Raw genomic sequence first — 24,135 nt, 5'->3', positions numbered from 1 at the left:
GCATGACGGAGGCAGAGTTCGCGGCACCACGCGCACCGGGCGGAGCCTGGTCGTTCCTCGTTGCGGGGGAGGAGCGTCAGTTCCAGGGGAACATCGGCTATGAAGACATCGTCGAGGAGTCCTACAGCTACGACTCGACCGTGGGCAACTACCGGCGTGTGTCGGTCGGTGACCTGGTGGTCGTACGGAGCGGCAGGGAAGCCCTTGGAGTGGGGTACGTGGAGGCGCTGCACGTCCTTCCCGGCCAGGAGAAGCTACGCAGCCGGTGCCCCTACTGCCGGAGTACGGGGTTCAAGGAGCGCACCACGGAACTGCCCCGCTTCCGGTGCAGCCCCTGCGGGAACGCGTTCGACCGGCCGACCGTCGAGATGCTGCAGGTCACGGCCTTCCGGGCACACTACGGCGGGACCTGGCAACCGCTGGACGGCTGCTTGGACAAGGCGCAGTTGAACGAGCTGAGCTTGAGCCGGTCCGACCAGCAGTCGATCAAGGCGATGGACAGGGCCAGGACTCTGAAGGCGATCGCATCACGTGGCGTTCGGCTCCCACGGCAGCGGAAAGTGCTCGACAGGGGTGGGCACCGCCCGTCCGAGCTGCCGGGAGGGCGGCGGCGGACGACGGCAGCGATACGGCGGGGCCAGGATGCCTTCCGTCGGGCGCTGGTCCGGCAGTACGGATTGATCTGTGCCGTCACCGGCGCAGCTCCGGCGGAAGTGCTGGAGGCAGCCCACCTCCGCCCCTTCGCCGATACGGAGCGGCACCGAGTGGAGGAGGGGCTGATGCTGAGGTCCGATGTGCATCGCCTGTTCGACAGCGGCCTGCTCGCCATCGACTCCGACCTGGTGGTGCGCATCGCGCCGAGCTTGGCGGGACACGAGCTGTACAGCTCGTTGGCCGGAGCTCGTCTGCGCATTCCGGGGGACTCACCGATAGACCGCGCGGCGATCGCTGATCACCATGCGGCGACTGTTGCCACGTGGTGACGCGCAACGGCGCCGCCTGATCGGCTGTAGCCCCAGTTCACCGACCTTCAGTTCACCGACCTTCTGGTTCACGGCCCGCACCCCCCTGTGGAGGGGCGGGCCCGAAGAAGCTCTACACCGGCGGCGCCCCCGGTGGTGAAGGCGCCGGCGGCGGGTTGGGCAGCGGTGGGCCCGGGTTGGGTGGGGGAGGGCCCGGGTTGCCTCGGTGCTTGGCGTCCCGCTGGACCTTGCGGGCCGGCAGGCCGTAGATGCCGAGCGGGGGGAACAGGTCCACGCGGCGCGGGTAGTTCCCCTCCGCGCACTCCTCGCAGAGCAGGTCGCGGCCGGCCCCCGTGTGGCGGGCCGCCGTCACCGGGGCGGTCCAGCAGGCCTCGCAGGTGCGGACGTCCGTGGCGGACAAGGTGATCATCGGGGCCTCCCGGGCCGGGCCGGAAGTAAGGAGTGAGGGGCGGACGTACGCATGAGGTGCCTCCGTCTCTGGGGGAGTGGGCGGGCTGTGCCGGTCGGCAGGAGGCGCCCCTACGCGCGCGTCTCGCGCCAGGTGCGGACGAGCTTGGCCGCCGTGGAGCAGACCGCTCCCGCTCGGCAGGATCCGCACGTCGTCGTGTGGGCGAGCAGGTCGCGGTAGGCCGCGTCGGGGGAATCGGTCGTGGTCACGGTCGCCTCTCTGCTGATCTCGGCCCAGACGAATTCGGCGGTGCGGGTCAGGGTGTGTCCGAAGTGGTCGGCCGTGGCCAGGGCGGCGAGGACCGCCGTGTGCTCGGCCTCGGTGAGCTCGGTGGGGAGGTCCGCTTCGACGCGGATGCCGGCCTCGGTGTCGGCCACGCGCGGCTCGGTGCCGAGGGCGGCGGTGAGCATGCCGGTCAGTGCCGCTGCCCGCGCTTGTGCTGAGCGCACACTTCTCCCCTGGTGAAGTCGATGTCACTCCATGTAATGCTGAATACTCAGCTTCAACCTGATGGGTTAGCTTTGTCAATATCGAGCCCTGAACGCCGCACCCTCACGGAGCCGCCGAAATGCCTCGCGATACCCCGTACTTGCAGGTGGCCGACAAGATCCGTGCCCGGGTGTTGTCGGGTGAATGGGCGGTCGGCGACAAGCTGCCGTCCCGCTCCCGGTTCGCCGAGGAGTACGGCGTCGGTCAGTCTGTCGCCCAGCGCGCCATGGAACGCCTGATCATCGAGGGCATCCTCGAAGGCCGTGCCGGTTCCGGCACGTACGTCCGCAAAGCCCGCCAGCGCCTCAGGATGGTCCGCTCACGCCTCCGTCAGGAGCGGACCGGCTCCCCGTTCCGCGCCGACCTGAAGGACCAGGGCGGCGACGGCACCTGGGAGTGCAACAGCCGCGCACGGGTCCCCGCCACGGAGGACATCGCCGCCCGGCTGGCGATCGAGCCCGGTGACCTCTGCGTCATGACCCACTACGAGTTCCTCGCGGACGGCCAGCCCGCGCAGCTCGCCACGAGCTGGGAACCGATGGCCATCACCGGCGGTACGGAGGTCCTGCTCCCGGAGATGGGGCCGCGGGGCAAGATCGGCGTGGTCGCCCGTATGCGCTCCATCAACGTGAACATCTCCACCGCTCTGGAGATGCCACGACCGGCCCGTGCCACGCGCGAGCAGGCCAACTTCCTCAACATCTCCGTGGGCAGCCTGGTCACCCAACTGGAGCGCATCTACTTCGACTCGGATGGCCGTCCGGTCGAGACCGCCGACATCATCGTCCCGGACATCCGCTGGGAGATCGCGTACGAGATCGATGTCGACGACTCCCGGTTCTGAGCCGGTGCGGTCCTGAGGGAGGCTTCCGTGCCACGGTGCGGTGAGCCGCCTTCGGGCCGTCAGGCCTGGATGACGGACGGGCCCGTGAAGTCGCCTGCCAGCGTGTCCATCAGGATCTCGTCGCAGACCGTGCCGAGCCAGTAGCCCGCCTCCCGCAAGGTCCCGGCGGTCCGGAAGCCTGCCTTGTCGTAGGCGCGCAGCCCTGCCTTGTTGGGGGCCAGGACCTTCAGCCAGACCATCCGCAGGTTGGTGATGTGGAACGCGTAGTCCAGCACCAGCCGGGTGGCGGCCGTGCCCAGGCCGCGTCCGCGCGCCTCGGGGGCCAGCATCACGACGTACTCCGCCGTGCGGACGGACGAGTTCGGCAGCAGCGTCGCCACCCCGGCCGGGACCGGGCTGCCGGTGGCGAGGTCGTACACCGTGAAGCGGATGTTGTCCCCGCGCAGTTGATGGACCATGCCCTCCGTGCGGGCCTCCAGTGATTCCGGCTGCTGGCGCCCGTAGCCGACGAGGAGCGCGGGGTCCTGCTCCCAGCGCCAGTACGTTTCCACCAGGTCCGCCCGGTAGGGGCCGAGCGCGCAGGTGTCCGTGCCGAGCCAGAGGATGGGGTCAGGAGCGGTGTTCATGGCGGGCTCCAAGGGAGGGGCAGTGGTTGGATTCTCACCCGAACCGCCGCCCCATCTCGTCCAGCACCTCGTCGATCACCGCCGCCGGCTCCCGCGCGAGGTCCTCCTCGATCCACATCCGCATCGCGATCCGCAGCGAGGCGAGGAACCCCGCCGCCAGCACGATCGGGCGGACCGGGGCCGAGGTCGGGCCCGGGCGGGCGGCCACCGCTTCGGCCAGGTCGCGTTCCAGGGCTGCGTGGTTGGCCAACTGGCGGGCCAGGAGCGAGGGGTGGCGCATCGCCAGGCGGGTGCGGACCGCCCAGTCGCGCTCCGGAGGGGCGACCCGTTCTGAGAACTGGGCCACCGCCGCGCGCAGGGCCGGCCAGGCCGGTTCCTCGGCGGGGCGGCTCTGGACCGTGCGGACCAGGGCCCGGATCTGCTGCTCCTCGCCGTAGAGGAGTGCGTCCTCCTTGTTGGTGAAGTAGTTCGAGAACGTCCGGCGCGAGATCCCGGCCGCGTCCGCCACCGCCTCCACCGTCACCTGGTCGAAGCCGTGCTCCACGGTCAGGCGCAGGGTCGCCTCGTGCACGGCCTGCCGGGTGGCTTCCTTCTTGCGTTCCCGGAGTCCTGGTCCCGCGGTGCTGCTGTCCATGGGGGCATTATCCCCCGGGGTTCGGATTGTTGCTCAGTGGGCAAAATTGCTCAGTGTGCATGTATGGTGAAGCCTTCTCCCCCTCGTACGAACCTTCCGGAGGTTGCGCGTGAGCGCAGCACACACCACCGCCGCCCCGGCCGGGGCCCCCGCCCCCGCGCCGATGGACCACCGGCACATCCTGCGGGCCCTCAGCGGGCTGCTCATCGTGCTGTTCGTCGCGATGATCAGCACCACCGTGGTCTCGGTCGCGCTCCCGCAGATCATCGGGTCCCTCGACGGCACCCAGTCGCAGTACACCTGGGTCGTCACCGCGACCCTCCTGGCCTCCACCGCCTCCACCCCGATCTGGGGCAAGCTCGCCGACCTCTTCAGCAAGAAGCTGCTCCTCCAGATAGCCATCGGGCTCTTCGTCGTCTCCTCGATCGCCTGCGGCTTTGCTCAGTCCACCGAGCAGCTCATCGCCTTCCGCGCCGTCCAGGGGCTCGGCATGGGGGCGCTCCAGGTGCTCGTGCAAGTGATCATCGCCGCGATGATCAGCCCCAAGGAGCGCGGCCGCTACAACGGTTACCTCGGCGGTGTCATGGCCGTCGCCACCGTCGGCGGGCCGCTGCTCGGCGGGTTCATCACCGACGCCTCCTGGCTCGGCTGGCGCTGGTGCTTCTTCATCGCCGTGCCCTTCACCCTGCTCGCCTCCGTGATGCTCGCCCGCACCCTCCACCTCGCCGAGGTCCGCCGGCCCGACACCAAGGTCGACTACCTCGGCGCCTCGCTCATCGCCGCCGGGGTCAGCCTCCTGCTCCTCTGGGTCACCTTCGTCGGCGGCGACTTCGACTGGATCTCCTGGCAGACCGGCCTCATGGTCGGCGGGAGTGTCGTCATCCTCGGCGCGGCCGTCCTCGTCGAGGCGCGCGTCAAGGAGCCCGTCGTTCCGCTGCACGTCGTCCGGCGCCGCGATCCCGCGCTCGCCATCGTCGCGAGCCTCGCGGTCGGCATGGCGATGTTCGGCGGGGCCGTCTTCCTCGGCCAGTACTTCCAGATCGGGCGCGGGTACTCACCGACCGAGGCGGGGCTCCTCACCATTCCGCTCATGGCGGGCGTGCTCGTCTCCTCCACCGTCGCCGGACGTCTCGTCTCCAAGACCGGCAAGGTCAAGCCGTACATCGTCACCGGTGTCGTCGTTCTTGCTCTCGGCTTCCTCGGGCTCTCCTTCATCGACCACGAAACGCCGCTGGTCGCCGTGTCGTTGGGGATGCTCGGGGTGGGGGCCGGCGTCGGTATGTCCATGCAGAACCTGGTGCTCGTCCTCCAGAACACCGTGCCCCTCAGCGAGATCGGTGCGGCCAGCGGAGCCATCACCTTCTTCCGCTCCCTCGGCGGCACCATGGGCGTCTCCGTCCTCGGCGCGGTCCTCGCCCACCAGGTCGCGAACAAGATCGCCCACGGGCTGGCGGAGCTCGGCATCGACCCGGCCGCCTCCGGCTCCGGCGGGTCCACCCTGAACGTCGCCGCCATGCCGCCGCAGATCCAGGAGGTCGTCCGGGCCGCCTACGGGGACGCCACCGGGCACATCTTCCTCATCTCCGCCTGCATCGCGGTGGTCGGTGTCGTCGCGTCGTTGTTCCTGACGCCGACCAAGCTGCGTGACAGCGTGGATCTGTAGCCCGCACTGCAACAGCCCGCGCCACCCGGCACGGGCTGTTGTAGTGTTACGACCCCTCGTGCACCGGTACGGGGACGGACCGGGGAGGTGAGACCCATTACCGCTGGATCAGGCTGGGTGCTCACCTCGCACGATCGCGTCGACCCACCGCCATAGCGGCCGGGCGGAACGGCACCGAGCGATCGCGGAGCGCCCATCGGATTTCCCGAAAGGCGTTTCCCCGTATGCCGGTTCACCCTTTGAGTTCCTTTTCCGCCACCGTCGCCGCCCTGCGCCGCGCCGGTTGCGTCTTCGCCGAGGACGAGGCCTCCCTCCTCCATGAGGCCGCCGCGTCCCCGGACGAACTGTCCCTCCTCGTCGAGCGCCGCGTCGCCGGGCTTCCGCTCGAACATGTCCTGGGCTGGGCGGAGTTCCGCGGTCGGCGCTTCGCCGTGGACGCCGGTGTCTTCGTGCCCCGCCGCCGTACGGAGTTCCTCGTGGCGCAGGCCGCCGCCCTCGCACCCCGCCGGGCCGTCGTCGTCGACCTCTGCTGTGGTTCGGGTGCGCTCGGTGCCGCCCTGGCCACCACCCTGGGCCCGGTCGACCTGCACGCCTGCGATGTCGAACCCGCCGCCGTACGGTGCGCCCGGCGCAACATCGGCGGTCTCGGGCAGGTCTACGAGGGCGACCTGTTCGAGCCCCTCCCCGTCGGGCTGCGCGGTCGTGTCGACGTACTGCTGGCCAATGTTCCCTACGTTCCGACCGCCGATGTCGAGCTGCTGCCCGCCGAGGCCCGCGTCCACGAACCCCGGGTCGCCCTCGACGGCGGCGGCGACGGCCTCGACGTCATGCGCCGGGTCGCCGCCGAGGCCCCCGGGTGGCTCGCCCCCGGCGGCAGCCTGCTGGTGGAGGCCAGTGAGCGGCAGCGGGACGCGGCGGTGGGAGTCCTGCGCGGCGCCGGGCTGGTGCCGCGCGTGGTGGTCTGCGAGGAGCTGTACGCCACCGTCGTCATCGGGACCAGATCGGCCGGTCACGTGAAGCTGTAGCGCGTCTGGCTGTACGGGTCCCCCTTGCCGAAGCCGAACACCGTACGGGGGCGGACCGCGAACACGTGGGCGTGGCCCGCCTCCGCCTGGACGAAGCTGCCGTCCGCGACATCGAAGTGCCAGTCGGCGCCGTACTTCGCCTCCCACTCCCGGGCCAGCGCCGTCAGCCGGGCGTGGTCCGTCACCCGGTCCGCCCGGCCCTCGACCACCACGTCGATCCCCGAGTCGAGGGCGTTGGCCCCCGTCGTCAGGACCACCTCGGGGTTGGCCGCCAGGTTGCGCGCCTTGCGCTCCGCCGGGCCCGTACAGAAGTGGAGGGCGCCCTGTGACCAGACGCCGATGAGCGGGGTGACATGGGGGCGGCCGTCGGGGCGGACCGTGGAGAGCCAGTAGAGCGGGGCGTCGGCGAGTACGGCGGCCGTCTCCGGCCAGGGGCGGGCCGTGGCGCCCTCGCTGCTGTAGCGGGCATCCAGCTCGGTGGCCGGGAGAGTGGCGGAGAGGGGCTGCTCGGTCCTGGACATCGTTCCTCCGGAGGGCGTCAGGGGGTGCTGTCAGGTGCTTTCCCCGTGGGTGGACTCCGCCCCCGCCCCGAATTCATCGGTACAGGACTAGGCTCGGAGAGCTGTGGCGTGGCGAAGGGGCGGCGTCGCGGCTACGCAGATCGGTTCGGGCGGCAGGAGAGCGTGCAATGACGACGGTGCCGGGGCGCAGAAGCAGTACGTTCACCAGGCTGCTGCGGCACGGATTCACCGACCCGTCCGCCGCCGAGCAGCTCCTGGAGCTGGACGACCTCGCCTCCGTACGGTCCGATCCCGTCCTCCTGGAGGCGCTCGGCGCCACCGCCGACCCCGATCTGGCCCTGCGCGGCCTCGTCCGGCTCGTGGAGGCCGAGGAGGAGGGCGAGCGGCAGGTGCTGCTGGACACCCTCGTCACCGCCAAGCCCCTGCGCGACCGGCTCCTCGGGGTCCTCGGGGCGTCCGAGGCGCTCGGCGACCACCTGGCCCGGCACCCGCGCGACTGGCAGGCGCTCGTCACGTACGAGGCGGTGGACCTGCACCCGGGGGTCGCCGAGTTCGAGCGCGGGCTCGCCGAGGCCGTCGACCCGGACTCGCTGCGCGTCGGGTACCGGCGCTGCCTGCTCACCCTGGCCGCCCGTGACGTCTGCGGGACCACCGACCTCGCCCAGACCGCCGCCGAACTGGCCGATCTCGCCACCGCCACCCTCCGCGCCGCCCTCGCCATCGCCCGGACGGCGGCCCCCGAGGACGCGGCGCAGTGCCGGCTCGCCGTCGTCGCGATGGGCAAGTGCGGCGGCCACGAGCTGAACTACGTCTCCGACGTCGACGTGATCTTCGTCGGTGAGGCGCGCGACGGCGTCGACGAGAACAAGGCCATGCAGGCCGCCACCCGGCTCGCCGCCCACATGATGCGGATCTGCTCCGAGAACACCGCCGAGGGCACCATCTGGGAGGTCGACGCCAACCTCCGCCCCGAGGGCCGCAACGGGCCCCTCGTGCGCACCCTCACCTCCCACCTCGCCTACTACCAGCGGTGGGCGAAGACCTGGGAGTTCCAGGCGCTGCTGAAGGCGCGCGCGGTCGCCGGGGACCCGGAGCTCGGCCAGGAGTACGTCGACGCCGTCTCGCCGCTCGTCTGGCAGGCCGCCGACCGGGAGAACTTCGTCCCCGACGTGCAGAAGATGCGCCGCCGCGTCGTCGACAACATCCCCGCCGACCGGATCGAGCGGGAGCTGAAGCTCGGACCCGGCGGGCTGCGGGACGTCGAATTCGCCGTCCAGCTCCTCCAGTTGGTGCACGGGCGCAGCGACGCCTCGCTGCACAGCGGGACCACGCTGGAGGCCCTGCGGGCGCTCGCCGGTGGCGGGTACGTGGGGCGTGCGGACGCCGCCCAGCTGGACGAGGCCTACCGCTTCCTGCGCTCCATGGAGCACCGCATCCAGCTCTACCGCCTGCGCCGCACCCACCTGGTTCCCGAGGACGAGGCCGATCTGCGGAGGCTCGGGCGCTCGCTCGGGATGCGGACCGACCCGGTCGCCGAGCTCAACAAGGCGTGGCGGCGGCACGCCTCGGTGGTGCGGCGGCTGCACGAGAAGATCTTCTACCGGCCGCTGCTGGACGCCGTCGCGCAGCTGGCCCCCGCCGAGTCCCGGCTCAGCGCGAAGGCGGCCGCGATCCGGCTGGAGGCCCTCGGGTACGCGGACCCCGGCGCGGCCCTGCGCCACCTGGAGGCACTCTCCTCCGGGGTCTCCCGCAAGGCGGCGATCCAGCGCACGCTGCTGCCGGTGCTGCTCGGCTGGTTCGCGGACTCCGCCGACCCGGACGCCGGGCTGCTCGGCTTCCGCAAGGTGTCCGACGCGCTGGGCAAGACCCCGTGGTACCTGCGGCTCCTGCGCGACGAGGGGGCGGCGGCGGAGAACCTCGCCCGGGTCCTCTCCGCCGGCCGCCTCGCCCCGGACCTGCTCATGCGGGCCCCGGAGGCGGTGGCGATCCTGGGCGACCCGGAGGGTCTCACGCCCCGCACCCGCGAGCACCTGGAGCAGGAGGTGCTGGCGGCGGTGGGGCGCGCCGGGGACGCGGAGTCGGCGGTCGCGGTGGTGCGCGGGGTGCGGCGGCGGGAGCTGTTCCGTACGACGGCCGCCGACATCATCGGCTCGTACGGCACCGAGGACAGCCCGGCCGAGCAGGACCACGGGGCCCTCGTCGACCGGGTCGGCTCCGCCGTCACCGACCTGAACGCCGCCACCATCGCGGGCGCGCTGCGGGCCGCCGTACGCGAGCGGTGGGGCGACACCCTGCCGACCCGGTTCGCCGTCATCGGCATGGGCCGCTTCGGCGGGCACGAGCTGAGTTACGGCTCCGACGCCGACGTCCTCTTCGTCCACCGGCCGCGCGAGGGCGTGAGCGACGAGGAGGCCGCCCGGGCGGCGAACTCGGTCGTGGGGGAGATGCGGCGGCTGCTCCAACTGCCCACTGCCGACCCGCCCTTGCTGATCGACGCCGATCTGCGGCCCGAGGGCAAGACCGGGCCGATGGTGCGGACGTTGAAGTCGTACGGGGCGTACTACCGGCGCTGGTCGCTGGTCTGGGAGAGCCAGGCGCTGCTGCGGGCCGAACACATGGCGGGCGACGAGGAGTTGGGGCGCGACTTCATCGAGCTGGTGGACCCGTTGCGGTATCCGGCGGAAGGGCTCGGTGAGGACGCCGTACGCGAGATCCGCCGGCTCAAGGCGCGGATGGAGTCCGAGCGGATGCCGCGCGGCGCGGACCCCACGCTCCACGCGAAGCTGGGGCGGGGCGGGCTGAGCGACGTCGAGTGGACCGTGCAGCTGATGCAGATGCAGCACGGCTGGGCGGAGCCGGGGCTGCGGACGACGCGTACGCGCGAGGCGCTGGCGGCGGCGTGCGCGGCGGGGCTGATCCCGGGTGAGGACGCGGAGATGCTGGACGAGGCGTGGGTGCTGGCGACGCGGGTCCGGAACGCGGTGATGCTGGTGCGGGGGCGGGCGGGGGACACGTTTCCGTCCGACCCCCGGGAGATGACGGCCGTGGGGCGGTACCTGGGGTACGAGCCGGGGCATGTCGGGGACATGCTGGACGACTACCGGCGGATCACGCGGCGGGCCCGGGCGGTGGTGGAGGAGCGGTTCTACGGGGCGGTGGTCTAGGGCGTGTCCGGCGGACACGCCCAAGGGGCGGTCCTTGCCGCTTCAAGGCCGACGAATCCGCGCCGCATGTGCCCGTACTGTTATCGCGCGAAGTGTAGGCCCCCCTAGCGACTCGGTTAACGTGCGATGGCCCGGAGTTGACCCGCACGTTGAAGAGGGGCGTTACCCATGGCGCAGTCTCTCGCCGATCTCACATCGGCCGGAGTGCAGAGGATCCTGCGATTCTTTCCCGAGAGCTCCCAGGCCGAGCGCGAGGAGTTGCGTGCCACGGCGCGAAGACTCCTCGACACGCACGGCGAGAAGGTGCTCACTCCCCTCCGGCCGGTCGAGCGCGTCCTGTGGTACCTCGCGTCCGAGGGGCGTGCCGAGGATCTGGTCGAGGTGGTCCGGGGCCAGCGCAGAGACCCGGGCGTCTTCCTCGTGGCGGGTGCCCGGCGGCCACGGCTGGTGCTACCGGGCCTGCGAAGCCTTGCGCTGCCGGACCGGATCACTGCGCTCGAACGTCCTGATCTGAAGATGACCGCGCAGCTCACCTCGGTCGAGTGGCGCGGCGACGATCTGGTGTGGGGAGGGTACGCGTTCGTCGCGAACCTGCCGCGCCCGTCGGGTCGCACGATCGGCCGGTTCGCGGTGCTGGAGCACGCTGATACCGGGGAGCGCATCAAGCTGCGTCTGCGCCGTACCAAGAACGAGGAGGCCACCGCCGCCTCGGGACAGGCGCTGCACTGCTACGACCGGACGGGCTTCGAGGTCGCCGTCCCCGCCCGTCGGCTGCGTGAGCTCGCCGGGCGCGGTGCCGGTCAGTGGTTCCTGAGCGTCGGGATACCGGGACCGGGCGGGGCGTACGAGACGCGGGTGCGTCAGCGCGAGGTGGGGACGGCCGGGCACAACCAGGTGCGTCATCTGGCGGACGGCTCACGTCTCGTCGTGGGCTTCACCAAGGACGCTGTGGGCATCACCGTTCAGCAGCCTCCGGTCGAGGTCGAGTCCTGCACCGTGGTGGACGGCGAGCTGGTGCTGGTCGCCCGGGTGCGGAGTGGCCACAAGGCTCCCACCACCGTGAGCGTCGTCGAGGGCGAGACCCGGCTGGACAGCCCGCTCACCGCCCTCTCCGCCCCGTCCGGTTCCGCCGACGACGCGTTCCGGCGCTACCGAGCGGTCTTCAGCCTCGACCGGCTGACCGCCGACGACCCGCCGGGGATCAAGACCCGCCAGTTCAAGGTGACGTTCCGCGGAGCCGAGGGCCGGGGCCAGGCGGCCCACCTCGCCGAAGGCTTCACGACCGGGAGACACCGGTTCGCCGCCGGCCGTGAGCTGGCCGTCCACCGCGACGGGCCCGGCAGGCTGGTGCTGGCCACGCGGGCCGTCCGAGCCGTTGTCGACGCGATGACCGTGACGGATGCGGGAGAGCTGGTGCTCACGGGCGCCTACCCCCGTGAGGAGGCGGCCGGGAAGAAGGTCGTCCTGCGGCACGGCACCCGCTTCGAGGAGAAGGAGCTGCCGGTCGAGATGGCCGACGGGCGGTTCACGGTCCGGATCGACCCCGAGGCGGCCCCTCAGGTGCACGGCCCCGCGCTTCCTCTCTGCCCCGGCCGCTGGTATCTGTTCTTCCGCGATGTGGACGCCTGGGACAAGTCCGAGGACGTTCCGGTGACCTTGCGGCCGGAGCAGGTGGGGGAGCTTCCCCTGCGCTTCAACGGCCCGCAGCGCGCCGGTGGGCAGCCGCGCGCCTTCACCGTGGACCGCCGCAACTTCGACCGCATCTTCATCGAGCCGGAACGGCTGCTCGCCCCCGACGAGCACGGCACGTACCGCCAGCGCATCCTGCGCGAGGCGCACTTCCACAAGCAGCGCAAGCTTCCCCTGCGCGACGCGGTGCTCTACCTCAGCTTCGGCGGGAAGCAGTTCTCGGACTCACCTCGGTTCGTCTACGACGAGCTGGTACGCCGAGGGGTCGCGGTCGAGCACATCTGGACCCAGGACGAAGGGCTGCCGGAGATGCCGGCGGAAGCGCGTGTGGTGGGCTGGGGCAGCCGCGCGTGGTACGAGGCGCTGGCGCGCAGCCGTTACGTCGTCGTCAACACGCCCGTGGGTGACTGGTTCGTCACCCGTCCCGGGCAGAAGGTCGTGCAGACCTGGCACGGTACGCCGCTGAAGAAGGTCGGCAAGGACCTGCTCGGCTCTCCCCAGTCGAGCCCCGCCTACATCGCCGGTCTGCCGCACAGCTACCGGCAGTTCGACTTCGTGGTGTCACCGAACGCACACACCACGGAGATCATGCGCAGGGCGTACTCCATCGAAGGCGAGATGCTGGAGAGCGGATATCCGCGCAACGACATCTTCCACGCCGCCGACCGCGACATACGGGCCGCGCGGGTCAGGGAGCAGCTCGGGCTCCCCGAGGGCAAGAAGGTGGTGCTCTACGCTCCCACCTGGCGGGAGGACCAGCGGCACGCGAGCAAGCTGTACAAGCTCGATCTGCGGATCGATCTCGCGGCGGCGCAGGCCGAACTAGGCCACGACCATGTGCTGCTCTTCCGCAAGCACTCCAGCGTGCACGGCAACGTGCCGGGGGCCGGCCAGGGCTTCGTCTGGGACGTCACGCGCTATCCGGACATCGCGGATCTCTATCTCGTAGCCGATGTGCTGATCACCGACTACTCCTCGGCGCTCTTCGACTTCGCGCACTCCGACAAGCCGATGCTCTTCTTCACCTACGACCTGGAGCACTACCGGGACACCTTGCGCGGCCTGTACTTCGACTTCACCACCCGGGCCCCCGGGCCGCTGCTGGAGACCTCCGAGGAGCTGGTCAAGGCCCTGCGCGGCCTCGACGCCGTCGAAGCGGAGTACCGGGACAAGTACACGCGGTTCAAGAAGGACTTCTGCGAGCCCAGGGACGGTCAGGCCACAGCGCGCGTCGTGGACCGCATGCTCGCCGGCGGACCGCACGCCCCCGCCTCGACCGGCGGCTGAGCACGCTACGAGGGGGGCGCGGGTGACCTCACGATCACCCGCGCCCCCCTCGTACCGCCGTACCGCCGTACCGCCTACTGTCTCCGCGCTCCCGCGGGCTCCGGCTCTCCCGACGGCTCCTCGGCCGGCCGTGGCAGCCGTGCCGCCGCCCGCACCCCCGTCAGCCGGGCGCCCTGTTTCGACGGCACCCACTTCGGCAGGTGCTGCGGCAGCGAGCCGTACCAGGCGCGGGAGACCGCGTAACCGAAGGCGAGGCAGACCATGCCGCCCACTGCGTCCAGCCAGAAGTGGTTGGCCGTGGCCACGATGACGACCAGGGTGAGCGTCGGGTAGAGCAGGCCCAGGATGCGGGCCCAGGGCGCCGAGGCCAGGGCGAATATCGTCAGGCCGCACCAGAGGGACCAGCCGATGTGCATCGACGGCATCGCCGCGTACTGGTTCGACATGTTCTTGAAGTTGCCCGACGCCATCGAGCCCCACGTCTCGTGCACGAGCACGGTGTCGATGAAGTTCGCGCCGTTCATCAGACGGGGCGGCGCCAGCGGGTAGAGGTAGTAGCCGAGCAGGGCCACGCCCGTCGTCGCGAAGAGGACGAGGCGGGTGGCCGCGTACCGGCCGGGGTGGCGGCGGAAGAGCCAGACGAGGACGCCGATGGTCACGACGAAGTGCAGGGTCGCGTAGTAGTAGTTCATCGACACGATCAGCCATGTCACGGAATTGAACGCGTGATTGACCGTTTCCTCGAAGGCGAGGCCCAGGGCCTTCTCCGCCGACCAGATCCAGTCCGCGTTGCTCAGGGCCTGGGCCTTCTGCTCCGGTACGGCGTTGCGCACGAGCGAGTACAGCCAGTAACTGACCGCGATGAGCAGGATCTCGAACCAGAGCCGGGGGCGGCCGGGCGATCGCAGGGAGCGGAGCCGGTCCGACCAGCCGGTCTTCCCGTCTTCCTGTGCTGTCACGTCCGTTTCACCCATAGGCAGAGAGTCTTCCATAGAGATTCCCCTGCCCCCGATCATCCTCCGGTCGGGTTCCGGTCGCACGTTCTGCACCTCAAGGACGAGGGTGGGACCCAGTGCCACCTACGGGTCCCGGGCCGTTCCCCGTACCGGGTCCCGAAGCAGTCGTCCCGCGGACCACCAGCTCGGGCATGAAGACGAACTCGCTGTGCGGAGCCGGGGTCCCGCCGATCTCCTCCAGCAGTGTGCGCACCGCGGCCTGGCCCATCGCCGTCACCGGCTGCCGGATGGTGGTCAGCGGCGGGTCGGTGAACGCTATGAGGGGCGAGTCGTCGTAGCCGACCACGGAGAGGTCCCGGGGGACCTCCTTCGACAGCCGGCGGGCCGCCCGGATCGCCCCGAGCGCCATCATGTCGCTCGCGCAGACGACCGCTGTGCAGCCGCGTTCCATCAGGGCGGAGGCGGCGGCCTGGCCGCCCTCCAGCGTGTACAGGGAGTGCTGGATCAACTCCTCCACCGCCTCCGGCGTGAGGCCCAGCTGCTCCTGCATCGTGGCGTGGAAGCCCTCGATCTTGCGGAGGACGGGGACGAAGCGCTTGGGGCCGACCGCGAGGCCGATCCGGGTGTGGCCGAGCGCCACCAGGTGGGTCACCGCCAGCCGCATCGCCGCCCGGTCGTCGGGGGAGATGAAGGGGGCCTGCACCTTGGCGGAGAAGCCGTTGACCAGGACGAAGGGGACACCCTGGCCGCGCAGTTGTTCGTAGCGCTGCATGTCGGCCGAGGTGTCGGCGTGGAGTCCGGAGACGAAGATGATGCCCGAGACGCCCCGGTCCACCAGCATCTCGGTGAGTTCGTCCTCGGTGGAGCCGCCGGGGGTCTGGGTGGCGAGGACCGGTGTGTACCCCTGCCGGGTCAGCGCCTGGCCGATGACCTGGGCCAGCGCCGGGAAGATCGGGTTCTCCAGCTCGGGGGTGATCAGTCCGACCAGGCCCGCGCTGCGCCGGCGCAGCCGTACGGGGCGTTCGTAGCCGAGGACGTCGAGCGCCGCGAGGACGGATTCGCGGGTGGTCGCCGCGACCCCCGGCTTGCCGTTCAGGACTCGGCTGACCGTCGCTTCGCTGACCCCCGCCTGAGTTGCGATATCGGCAAGCCGTGCGGTCATGTCAGTGGACTGTACCGGGCCGGTGTCGGATTGCCCACTGCGTGTCGCCCGGGCGCCCGCACCCCCGTACCGGCCCCGCCCCAGTCCTCCGCCCCGGCAAGGCCTTGCAAGCTCTTGCGGCCGCCGCTGCGGGCTGCGGTCGGATCGTCGCACTGCGGTGATGCCGTACGTATCCCGTGCGTGGCCTGCCCTTGCCAGGGGTCCACCGGTTCCGTCAAGGGGCTTGACGGCAACCTTGAGGACACGCGAATGTAACGATCAGCAGGGCTTGCAGAAATCTTCCGCAAGGTCTTTCGGTGGTCTTTCATCCTTGTTACGTTCACGTCGACCCGGCGCCGCGACGGAGCGGTACGGCAGTTGAAGGAGTTCAGATGCGACGTGGCATAACGGCCACCGCCCTGGTCGCGGCCCTGGCGCTCGCGGCGACCGCCTGCGGCAGCGGCGACGAGACCGGCGGCAGCAAGAGCTCGGGCGAGCTCTCCGGCACCGTGACCTGGTGGGACACCTCCAGCGTCGGCAGCGAGGACAAGGTCTTCAAGAGGCTTGCCGAAGGTTTCGAGAAGAAGCACCCGAAGGTCGACGTCAAGTACGTCAGCGTCCCCTTCGGTGACGCGCAGAACAAGTTCAAGAACGCGGCCCAGGCCGGCAGCTCCGCCCCCGACGTGATCCGCTCCGAGGTCGCCTGGACGCCGGACTTCGCCGCCCTCGGCTACCTGGCCCCGCTGGACGGCACCGCCGCCCTGAAGAACCAGGACGACTTCCTGCCGCAGGCCGTCGCGTCCACCAAGTACGAGGACAAGACCTTCGCGGTTCCGCAGGTCATCGACTCCATGGGCATCTTCTACAACAAGAAGCTGATGGAGAAGGCGGGCGTCGAGGCGCCCACCAACCTGGACGAGCTGAAGAGCGTCTCGAAGAAGATCAAGGACAAGACCGGCAAGACCGGCCTCTACCTGCGCGGCGACGACCCGTACTTCTTCCTCTCCTTCCTGTACGGCGAGGGCGGCGACCTGGTCGACGCCGAGTCCAAGACCGTCACCGTGGACAAGCCCGAGGGCGTCAAGGCGTTCAAGGCGGTCAAGGCCCTGGTCGAGGACGGCACCGCGAAGACGGATGCCTCGGACGGCTGGGAGAACATGATGCAGGCGTTCAAGAACGGCGACGTCGCGATGATGATCAACGGCCCCTGGGCCGTCGCCGACACGCTGACCGGCAAGGAGTTCACGGACAAGGACAACCTGGGCATCGCCACGGTCCCGGCCGGCTCCGCCGCCCACGGCGCCCCGCAGGGCGGTCACAACCTCGCCGTCTACGCCGGTTCGAAGAACCTGGAAGCCTCCTACGCCTTCGTCGAGTACATGACGTCCGTGGAGTCCCAGGCCACCGCCGCCGGTGAGCTGAACCTGCTGCCGACGCGCACCTCCGCGTATGCCAAGAAGGAAGCCGTCAACAGCGAGATCGTCGGCTTCTTCAAGCCGGTCGTCGAGACCGCCGTCGAGCGCCCCTGGATCCCCGAGGGTGGCAGCCTCTTCGCCCCGCTCGGCATCGAGTACACCAAGGTCCTCACCAACCAGACCACGCCGGAGAAGGCCGCCAAGGCCACCGGCGACGCGTACCGCAAGCTCCTGAAGGACTGGAAGTAACAGGAAGGTTGGCCGACTGATGGCTGTCCACACCAGCCAGTCGGTGGTGAAGGCCGCGGGCGATGACGTCGCCCGCGGCCGGAGCCGCGGTACTGGCACCCCACCACCGGCCCCCGGCCGTATCCGGCGCGGCCTGTCGACCCACTGGTACGCCTGGACCATGGTCGCCCCGGTCGTCCTCGTGATCAGCGTGATCATCGGCTACCCGCTGCTGCGCGGGATCTACCTGTCGATGACCGACGCCAACGAGCGCAACGTCGCGCGCACGATCGGCGTCAACGAACTGCCCGCCACCTACGAGTTCGTCGGTGCCGACAACTACATCGACGCGCTGACCGGTTCGCAGTTCCTCGGCACGCTCGGCTGGACGCTGGTGTGGACGGTCTCCTGCGTGAGCATCACGTTCGTGCTCGGCATGGCGCTCGCCAACATCCTCAACCGCCGCATCGCCGGCCGCTCCGCCTACCGCATGGCCCTGATCCTGCCCTGGGCCATCCCCGGCTTCGTCTCGGTCTTCGCCTGGCGCTTCCTCTACAACGAGGAGCGCGGCCTGCTCAACACCGTCCTCGGCGGCATCGGCATCGACGGCATCCCGTGGCTGAACGACCCGACCTGGGCCAAGTTCGCGGTCATCGCCGTCAACGTCTGGCTCGGCGTCCCCTTCATGATGGTCGCCCTGCTCGGCGGGCTGCAGTCCATCCCCTCGGAGCAGTACGAGGCCGCCGAGATGGACGGGGCCACCGCCTGGCAGCGGTTCCGCCACATCACGCTGCCCGGCCTGCGCCCGGTCTCCACCACGGTGATCCTGCTCTCCACCATCTGGACCTTCAACATGTTCCCGGTGATCTTCCTGCTGACCCGCGGCGGACCCGGTGAGGCCACCCAGATCCTCGTCACTCAGGCGTACAAGTTCTCCTTCGAGATCAGCCCGCGCGACTTCGCGCAGTCCTCCACGTGGGGCGTGCTGATCCTCGTACTCCTGATGCTCTTCGCCGTGGTCTACCGGCGAGTCCTGCGCTCCCAGGGAGACAACTGGTGACCACCACCGCCGACACCCGCGCGCGTCAGGCCGGGGCCAAGGTCCGCCTCCGCGGCGACCGTTCGCCCCTCGCCTCCGTCGCCCTGCACCTCACCCTGATCGTCACCTCGGTGATCGCGGTCTTCCCGGTGCTGTGGGTCCTGCTGACCTCGCTCAAGCCCGCCAAGTACGCGACCACCACGGACTTCTTCCGCGAGACAACGTTCGTCAACTACACCAACCTGATCCGCGACACCGAGTTCCTCACCTGGTTCGCCAACTCCGCGATCATCGCCGGGCTCTCCACCGTCATCGGTGTCTTCGTCGCCGCCACCACCGGCTACGCGGTGAGCCGCTTCCGCTTCCCCGGCAAGCGCGGGCTGATGTGGACGCTGCTGATCACGCAGATGTTCCCGGTCGCCGTCCTCATCGTGCCGATCTACAACATCATGGCCAGCCTGGGCCTGCTCAACCAGCCCGCCGGCCTCGTCATCACCTACCTCACCATCTCGGTGCCGTTCTGCGCCTGGATGATGAAGGGCTTCTTCGACACCATCCCGCGCGAGATCGACGAGTCGGGCGAGGTCGACGGCCTCACCCCGTTCGGCACCTTCTGGCGCCTCATCCTGCCGCTGGCCAAGCCGGGCCTCGCGGTCACCGCGTTCTACTCCTTCATCACCGCCTGGGGCGAGGTGGCGTACGCCTCCGCGTTCCTGGTCGGTGACGAGAACCTGACGCTCGCCGGCGGGCTCCAGAAGTTCGTCAACCAGTACGGCGCCCAGTGGGGCCCGATGACCGCGGCCTCCGTGCTCATCGCCATCCCGGCCGCCCTGGTGTTCCTGTTCGCGCAGAAGCACCTGGTCACCGGCATGTCCGCCGGAGCCGTCAAGGGCTGAGCGACCCCTCCGGGACACCCTCCTGGGCACCCTCCTGGACCACCAGAACCCGCACGCACCACCGCATTCGTCACGGCGGCGCCGGAAACCCCGACCCGGCCACCGGCGCCGCTCCCCACCCAGACACCCCAGGGACGACATGACCCAGCACCTCGCTGCCCCCTCCACCGGCACGTCCGACGACGCCCCGGGCCACCGCACCGGCTGGTGGCAGGACGCGGTGATCTACCAGGTCTATCCGCGGAGCTTCGCCGACGGCAACGGCGACGGCATGGGCGACCTCCCCGGCGTCACCGCCCGCCTGCCCTACCTGCGGGACCTCGGTGTCGACGCGGTGTGGCTCTCCCCGTTCTACGCCTCCCCGCAGGCCGACGCCGGGTACGACGTCGCCGACTACCGGGCCATCGACCCGATGTTCGGCACCCTGCTGGACGCCGACGCCCTGATCCGCGAGGCGCACGGCCTGGGCCTGCGCATCATCGTCGACCTGGTCCCCAACCACTCCTCCGACCAGCACGAGTGGTTCAAGCGCGCCCTGGCCGAGGGCCCCGGCTCCGCCCTGCGCGAGCGCTACCACTTCCGCCCGGGCAAGGGCACGAACGGCGAACTCCCGCCCAACGACTGGGAGTCCATCTTCGGCGGCCCCGCCTGGACCCGTACGGTGAACCCGGACGGCACCCCCGGCGACTGGTACCTCCACCTCTTCGCCCCCGAGCAGCCCGACTTCAACTGGGAGCACCCGGCCGTCGCCGACGAGTTCCGCTCCATCCTGCGGTTCTGGCTCGACATGGGCGTCGACGGCTTCCGGGTCGACGTCGCCCACGGCCTCGTGAAGGCCGAGGGCCTGCCCGACCTCGGCGCCCACGACCAGCTCAAGCTGCTCGGCAACGACGTCATGCCCTTCTTCGACCAGGACGGCGTGCACGCGATCTACCGCAGCTGGCGCACGATCCTGGACGAGTACCCCGGCGAGCGCATCGCCGTCGCCGAAGCCTGGACCCCGACCGTCGAGCGGACCGCCAACTACGTGCGCCCCGACGAGATGCACCAGGCGTTCAACTTCCAGTACCTCGGGACCGCCTGGGACGCCGCCGAGCTCCGCAAGGTCATCGACACCTCGCTCGACGCGATGCGCCCGGTCGGCGCCCCCACCACCTGGGTGCTCTCCAACCACGACGTCACCCGGCACGCCACCCGCTTCGCCAACCCGGCGGGCCTGGGCACCCAGATCCGTACCCCCGGCGACCGCGAACTCGGCCTGCGCCGGGCCCGCGCCGCCACCCTCCTGATGCTTGCCCTCCCCGGCTCCGCCTACGTCTACCAGGGCGAGGAGCTGGGCCTGCCCGACGTCACCGACCTGCCCGACGAGGCCCGCCAGGACCCCTCGTTCTTCCGCGCCGAGGGCCAGGACGGCTTCCGCGACGGCTGCCGCGTCCCGATCCCGTGGAACCGCGAGGGCACGTCGTACGGGTTCGGCGAAGGCGGCAGCTGGCTCCCGCAGCCCGCCGGCTGGGGCGAGCTGTCCGTGGAGGCGCAGACCGGCGTGGAGGGCTCCACCCTGGAGCTGTACCGGACCGCGATCGCCGCCCGCCGCGAGCACCCGGGCCTCGGCGCGGGCTCCGAGGTGGAGTGGCTGGACGGCCCCGAGGGCGTCCTCGTCCTCGCCCGCCCCGGCTTCGTCTGCACCGTCAACACCACCGGCGCCCCGGTCCGCATCGCTGCCCGCGGCCGGGTGCTGCTCGCCAGCTCCCCGGTCACCGTCGACGGCGCCGAGGCCGTCCTGCCCGCCGACACCACGGTGTGGTGGACGGTGTGACACTGCCCGCACCCAGGACCACGGCGGCGCCCCGCCTCTCCGACATCGCCGGCCAGGCGGCGGTCAGCGAGGCGACGGTCAGCCGGGTCCTGAACGGGAAGCAGGGCGTCGCGGACACCACGCGTCAGCGGGTGCTCGCGGCGCTCGACATCCTGGGCTACGAACGGCCCGTACGGCTGCGGCAGCGCAGCGCCGGACTGATCGGCCTGGTGACGCCCGAACTCACCAACCCGATCTTCCCGGCGTTCGCGCAGTCCGTGGAACAGGTGCTGGCCGGGCACGGCTACACGCCCGTGCTCTGCACCCAACTCCCGGGCGGGGCAACGGAGGACGAGCTCGTCGAACAGCTCGTGGAGCGGGGCGTCGGCGGCATCGTCTTCCTCTCCGGGCTGCACGCCGACACCTCGGCCGACCCGGCCCGGTACGCCGCGCTCACCGAGCGCGGTGTGCCGTTCGTCCTGATCAACGGCTACAACGAGCGCATCAGCGCCCCGTTCGTCTCGCCCGATGACAACGCTGCCGTACGCATGGCCGTGGGCCACCTCGCCGACCTCGGCCACCGCCGGGTCGGCCTGGCGATCGGCCCGCAGCGGTACGTCCCCTCCCGGCGGAAGCGGGACGGGTTCGTGGAGGCGGCCATCTCGCTGCTCGGCATGGACCGGGCGGAGGCCGAAGGGCTCGTCTGTTCCACCCTGTTCAGCGTCGAGGGCGGCCAGGTGGCGGCGGGCGCGCTGCTGGACGCCGGGTGCACCGGCATCGTCTGCGGCAGCGACCTGATGGCCCTGGGCGTCGTGCGCGCCGCCCGGGGGAGGGGACTCGACGTTCCGCGTGACGTCTCGGTCGTCGGCTTCGACGACTCGCAGCTCATCGCGTTCACCGACCCGCCGCTGACCACCGTGCGCCAGCCCGTGCAGGCGATGGCGGCGGCCGCGGTGGGCGCGCTCCTCGAGGAGATCGGCGGAAGTCCGGTGCAGCGCACCGAGTACGTCTTCCAGCCGGAGCTGGTCGTACGGGGCTCGACGGCGGCGGTACGGAGCGACTGACCCGGAGACGGGAGGACACGTACAGAGAGGCGTCCAGGAGTCGGCCCAGGAAGGGCCGGCGGGGAGTTGTGCGACTCCTGGACGCCTCTCTTGTCGTGACCGGCCCGGCCGGCCGGGCGCGTGGAGTCCGGGCACGGTGAAGCGCCGGAACCCTCGGCCGACCGGACCGGAGTCAGGTGAAACGTAACAGGCCCGCAATATCTTGCGAAAGACCTTGCAGCAAGAAACCACGAAGAAAAATGGCTTGTTTCGTGGATGTGAGCGGGGCATGTCCAAAGGGTTGACCGGCGCCTGACGGCCTCGTACGGTCTGGTCCGCGGCAAGGTTTGCATTCTTGCAGCAAGAACCTTCAGGAGCCTTGAGGGCATGGCGCGTTGCCGGCTGAGGCTGCACCGTCACCCGCGTTTCCCCCACCCCCGCAGGAGGAAAGACATGGCACGCAGACCCCTGTCTGCCGCGCTCGCCCTCGTGGCCGGCGCCGCTGCCGCTCTTGTCATCCCCACCGGATTCGGCACCGCGTCCCCCGCGCAGGCCGCCGCTCCGGGCGACAAGGACGTCACCGCCGTGCTGTTCGAGTGGAAGTTCGCCTCCATAGCCAAGGCCTGCACGGACACCCTCGGTCCGGCGGGCTACGGCTACGTCCAGGTCTCGCCGCCCCAGGAGCACATCCAGGGCGGCCAGTGGTGGACGTCGTACCAGCCCGTCAGCTACAAGATCGCCGGTCGCCTCGGGGACCGCGCCGCCTTCTCCGCCATGGTCAACACGTGTCACTCGGCCGGGGTCAAGGTCATCGCGGACTCCGTCATCAACCACATGGCGGCGGGCAACGGCACGGGCACCGGCGGCTCGTCGTACACGAAGTACGACTATCCGGGCCTCTATTCCGGCAGCGATCTCGACGACTGCCGCGCCCAGATCACCAACTACAACGACCGCGCCAACGTCCAGAACTGCGAACTGGTCGGCCTCGCCGACCTGGACACCGGCGAGGACTACGTACGCGGCAAGATCGCCGGTTACCTCAACGACCTGCTCTCGCTCGGCGTCGACGGCTTCCGGATCGACGCGGCCAAGCACATGCCCGCCGCCGACCTCGCCAACATCAAGACCCGGCTCACCAACCCGAACGTCTACTGGAAGCACGAGGCGATCTACGGGGCCGGCGAGGCCGTCTCGCCCTCCGAGTACCTCGGCAGCGGAGACGTCCAGGAGTTCCGTTACGGGCGGAGCCTCAAGCAGGTCTTCCTCAACGAGAACCTGGCCCACCTGAAGAACTTCGGCGAGGGCTGGGGCTTCATGGAGTCCGGGAAGTCCGGTGTCTTCGTCGACAACCACGACACCGAGCGCGGCGGCGACACCCTCAACTACAGATACGGCTCCGCCTACACCCTCGCCAACGTCTTCATGCTGGCCTGGCCCTACGGCTCTCCGGACGTCCACTCCGGCTACGAGTTCAGCAACCACGACGCCGGGCCTCCCAACGGCGGTCAGGTGAACGCCTGTTACGCCGACGGCTGGAAGTGCCAGCACGACTGGCGTGAGATCTCCTCCATGGTCGGCTTCCGTAACACCGCACGCGGCCAGGCCGTCACCAACTGGTGGGACAACGGCGCCGACCAGATCGCCTTCGGCCGGGGGAACAAGGCGTACGTGGCCATCAACCACGAGGGCTCCTCGCTCACCCGGACCTTCCAGACCTCGCTGCCGGCCGGTGACTACTGCGACGTGCAGAGCGGCCGGGGCGTCACGGTCAACGGCTCCGGCCAGTTCACCGCCACGCTCGGCGCCGGTACGGCCGTGGCCCTGCACGCCAACGCCCGTACGTGCTCCGGTGGCGGCGGCTCCAACCCCGACCCGGGGCCGGGCAACGGCCAGTCCGGCGCCTCCTTCGGCGTCAACGCCACCACCCAGCTCGGCCAGAACATCTACGTCACCGGTGACCAGGCCGCCCTCGGCAACTGGAACCCGGCGGCCGCCCTGAAGCTCGACCCGGCCACGTACCCCGTCTGGAAGCTGGACGTGAACCTGCCCGCCGGGACGTCGTTCGCGTACAAGTACCTCCGCAAGGACGGACAAGGCAACGTCACCTGGGAGAGCGGCGCCAACCGCACCGCCACCGTCCCGACCTCCGGAAAGGTCACGCTGACCGCCGACGTCTGGCGCAGCTGACCCGTAGCTCCCCGTGGGCCGGAGGCGCGCTGCCTCCGGCCCACAGCCAACCCTCCTGC

At 70.4% G+C, this 24,135-nt stretch carries 19 protein-coding genes; 12 read left to right on the top strand and 7 right to left on the bottom strand.

The window, feature by feature from the left end:
- The first annotated feature begins 2 nt into the window (after positions 1-2).
- Positions 3-983 carry an HNH endonuclease gene (locus IF17_RS0110355; protein ID WP_030564409.1) on the top strand — a complete coding sequence of 327 codons (981 nt, stop codon included), beginning with the start codon at positions 3-5 and terminating at the stop codon, positions 981-983.
- Between the two features lie 112 nt (positions 984-1,095).
- Here the strand turns inward: IF17_RS0110355 and IF17_RS0110350 are convergent, their stop codons facing one another.
- Together IF17_RS0110350 and IF17_RS0110345 are read right to left on the bottom strand one after the other, a co-directional pair.
- Positions 1,096-1,392, bottom strand: a complete 297-nt coding sequence (locus IF17_RS0110350; protein WP_030564407.1) for a hypothetical protein — start codon at positions 1,390-1,392, stop codon at positions 1,096-1,098.
- Positions 1,393-1,502: 110 nt separating this feature from the next.
- Entirely contained in the window at positions 1,503-1,841 is a 339-nt protein-coding gene (locus tag IF17_RS0110345) for a hypothetical protein (RefSeq protein ID WP_030564405.1), read from the bottom strand.
- 158 nt (positions 1,842-1,999) lie between these two features.
- Here IF17_RS0110345 and IF17_RS0110340 point away from each other — a divergent pair, with 158 nt between their 5' ends.
- Positions 2,000-2,764 carry a GntR family transcriptional regulator gene (locus IF17_RS0110340; protein WP_030564403.1) on the top strand — a complete coding sequence of 255 codons (765 nt, stop codon included), beginning with the start codon at positions 2,000-2,002 and terminating at the stop codon, positions 2,762-2,764.
- Positions 2,765-2,823: 59 nt separating this feature from the next.
- On the opposite strand, the gene IF17_RS0110335 is transcribed toward IF17_RS0110340, so the two are convergent.
- Positions 2,824-3,390: a GNAT family N-acetyltransferase gene (locus IF17_RS0110335; RefSeq protein ID WP_030564401.1), complete on the bottom strand. Its 567-nt coding sequence runs from the start codon at positions 3,388-3,390 to the stop codon at positions 2,824-2,826.
- Positions 3,391-3,424: 34 nt separating this feature from the next.
- On the bottom strand, positions 3,425-4,024 hold the full coding sequence (locus tag IF17_RS0110330; RefSeq protein ID WP_030564399.1) for an acyl-CoA-like ligand-binding transcription factor: 600 nt from the start codon (positions 4,022-4,024) through the stop codon (positions 3,425-3,427).
- Between the two features lie 163 nt (positions 4,025-4,187).
- Here IF17_RS0110330 and IF17_RS0110325 point away from each other — a divergent pair, with 163 nt between their 5' ends.
- Both IF17_RS0110325 and IF17_RS0110320 read left to right on the top strand, forming a co-directional pair.
- Positions 4,188-5,687, top strand: coding sequence for an MDR family MFS transporter (locus IF17_RS0110325; RefSeq protein WP_051883956.1), 1,500 nt, complete (start codon positions 4,188-4,190; stop codon positions 5,685-5,687).
- Positions 5,688-5,911: 224 nt separating this feature from the next.
- Positions 5,912-6,712, top strand: coding sequence for a putative protein N(5)-glutamine methyltransferase (locus IF17_RS0110320; RefSeq protein ID WP_030564395.1), 801 nt, complete (start codon positions 5,912-5,914; stop codon positions 6,710-6,712).
- Here the strand turns inward: IF17_RS0110320 and IF17_RS0110315 are convergent.
- Positions 6,697-7,233, bottom strand: coding sequence for a pyridoxamine 5'-phosphate oxidase family protein (locus IF17_RS0110315; protein WP_030564393.1), 537 nt, complete (start codon positions 7,231-7,233; stop codon positions 6,697-6,699). The genes IF17_RS0110320 and IF17_RS0110315 overlap by 16 nt on opposite strands.
- Positions 7,234-7,400: 167 nt before the next feature.
- Between IF17_RS0110315 and IF17_RS0110310 the strand changes: the two genes are divergently transcribed.
- The gene (locus IF17_RS0110310) at positions 7,401-10,397 is read left to right on the top strand and encodes a bifunctional [glutamine synthetase] adenylyltransferase/[glutamine synthetase]-adenylyl-L-tyrosine phosphorylase (protein ID WP_030564391.1); all 2,997 of its coding nucleotides are present in this window, start codon (positions 7,401-7,403) and stop codon (positions 10,395-10,397) included.
- A 168-nt stretch (positions 10,398-10,565) separates the two neighbouring features.
- The gene (locus IF17_RS0110305; protein ID WP_030564389.1) at positions 10,566-13,373 is read left to right on the top strand and encodes a CDP-glycerol glycerophosphotransferase family protein; all 2,808 of its coding nucleotides are present in this window, start codon (positions 10,566-10,568) and stop codon (positions 13,371-13,373) included.
- A 74-nt stretch (positions 13,374-13,447) separates the two neighbouring features.
- Here IF17_RS0110305 and IF17_RS0110300 read toward each other — a convergent pair whose 3' ends face one another.
- Together IF17_RS0110300 and IF17_RS0110295 are read right to left on the bottom strand one after the other, a co-directional pair.
- Positions 13,448-14,365, bottom strand: coding sequence for a phosphatase PAP2 family protein (locus tag IF17_RS0110300; protein ID WP_030564387.1), 918 nt, complete (start codon positions 14,363-14,365; stop codon positions 13,448-13,450).
- 58 nt (positions 14,366-14,423) lie between these two features.
- Positions 14,424-15,491 carry a LacI family DNA-binding transcriptional regulator gene (locus IF17_RS0110295; protein ID WP_030564385.1) on the bottom strand — a complete coding sequence of 356 codons (1,068 nt, stop codon included), beginning with the start codon at positions 15,489-15,491 and terminating at the stop codon, positions 14,424-14,426.
- A gap of 371 nt (positions 15,492-15,862) precedes the next feature.
- Between IF17_RS0110295 and IF17_RS0110290 the strand changes: the two genes are divergently transcribed.
- The 6 genes from IF17_RS0110290 (at position 15,863) to IF17_RS0110265 (ending at position 24,076) form a co-directional block, all read left to right on the top strand.
- Positions 15,863-17,134 (top strand): extracellular solute-binding protein, encoded by a 1,272-nt coding sequence (locus IF17_RS0110290; protein WP_030564383.1) that lies wholly within the window; start codon positions 15,863-15,865, stop codon positions 17,132-17,134.
- Between the two features lie 19 nt (positions 17,135-17,153).
- Entirely contained in the window at positions 17,154-18,173 is a 1,020-nt protein-coding gene (locus IF17_RS0110285) for a carbohydrate ABC transporter permease (RefSeq protein WP_030564382.1), read from the top strand.
- The gene (locus tag IF17_RS0110280) at positions 18,170-19,048 is read left to right on the top strand and encodes a sugar ABC transporter permease (RefSeq protein ID WP_030564380.1); all 879 of its coding nucleotides are present in this window, start codon (positions 18,170-18,172) and stop codon (positions 19,046-19,048) included. Before IF17_RS0110285 ends, IF17_RS0110280 begins: the two co-directional genes overlap by 4 nt.
- A 139-nt stretch (positions 19,049-19,187) precedes the next feature.
- Positions 19,188-20,864, top strand: a complete 1,677-nt coding sequence (locus IF17_RS0110275) for a glycoside hydrolase family 13 protein (RefSeq protein WP_030564378.1) — start codon at positions 19,188-19,190, stop codon at positions 20,862-20,864.
- Positions 20,849-21,907, top strand: a complete 1,059-nt coding sequence (locus tag IF17_RS0110270) for a LacI family DNA-binding transcriptional regulator (RefSeq protein ID WP_030564376.1) — start codon at positions 20,849-20,851, stop codon at positions 21,905-21,907. Before IF17_RS0110275 ends, IF17_RS0110270 begins: the two co-directional genes overlap by 16 nt.
- 432 nt (positions 21,908-22,339) lie before the next feature.
- Complete coding sequence (locus tag IF17_RS0110265) at positions 22,340-24,076, top strand: carbohydrate-binding module family 20 domain-containing protein (RefSeq protein ID WP_030564374.1); 1,737 nt, start codon at positions 22,340-22,342, stop codon at positions 24,074-24,076.
- Positions 24,077-24,135: the final 59 nt, after the last annotated feature.

The organism is Streptomyces cyaneofuscatus (genome assembly GCF_000718135.1).
Lineage (GTDB): Bacteria > Actinomycetota > Actinomycetes > Streptomycetales > Streptomycetaceae > Streptomyces > Streptomyces cyaneofuscatus.
The sequence above is the reverse complement of the archived record's forward strand: the minus strand, read 5'-3'. Positions and strand labels throughout refer to the sequence as shown.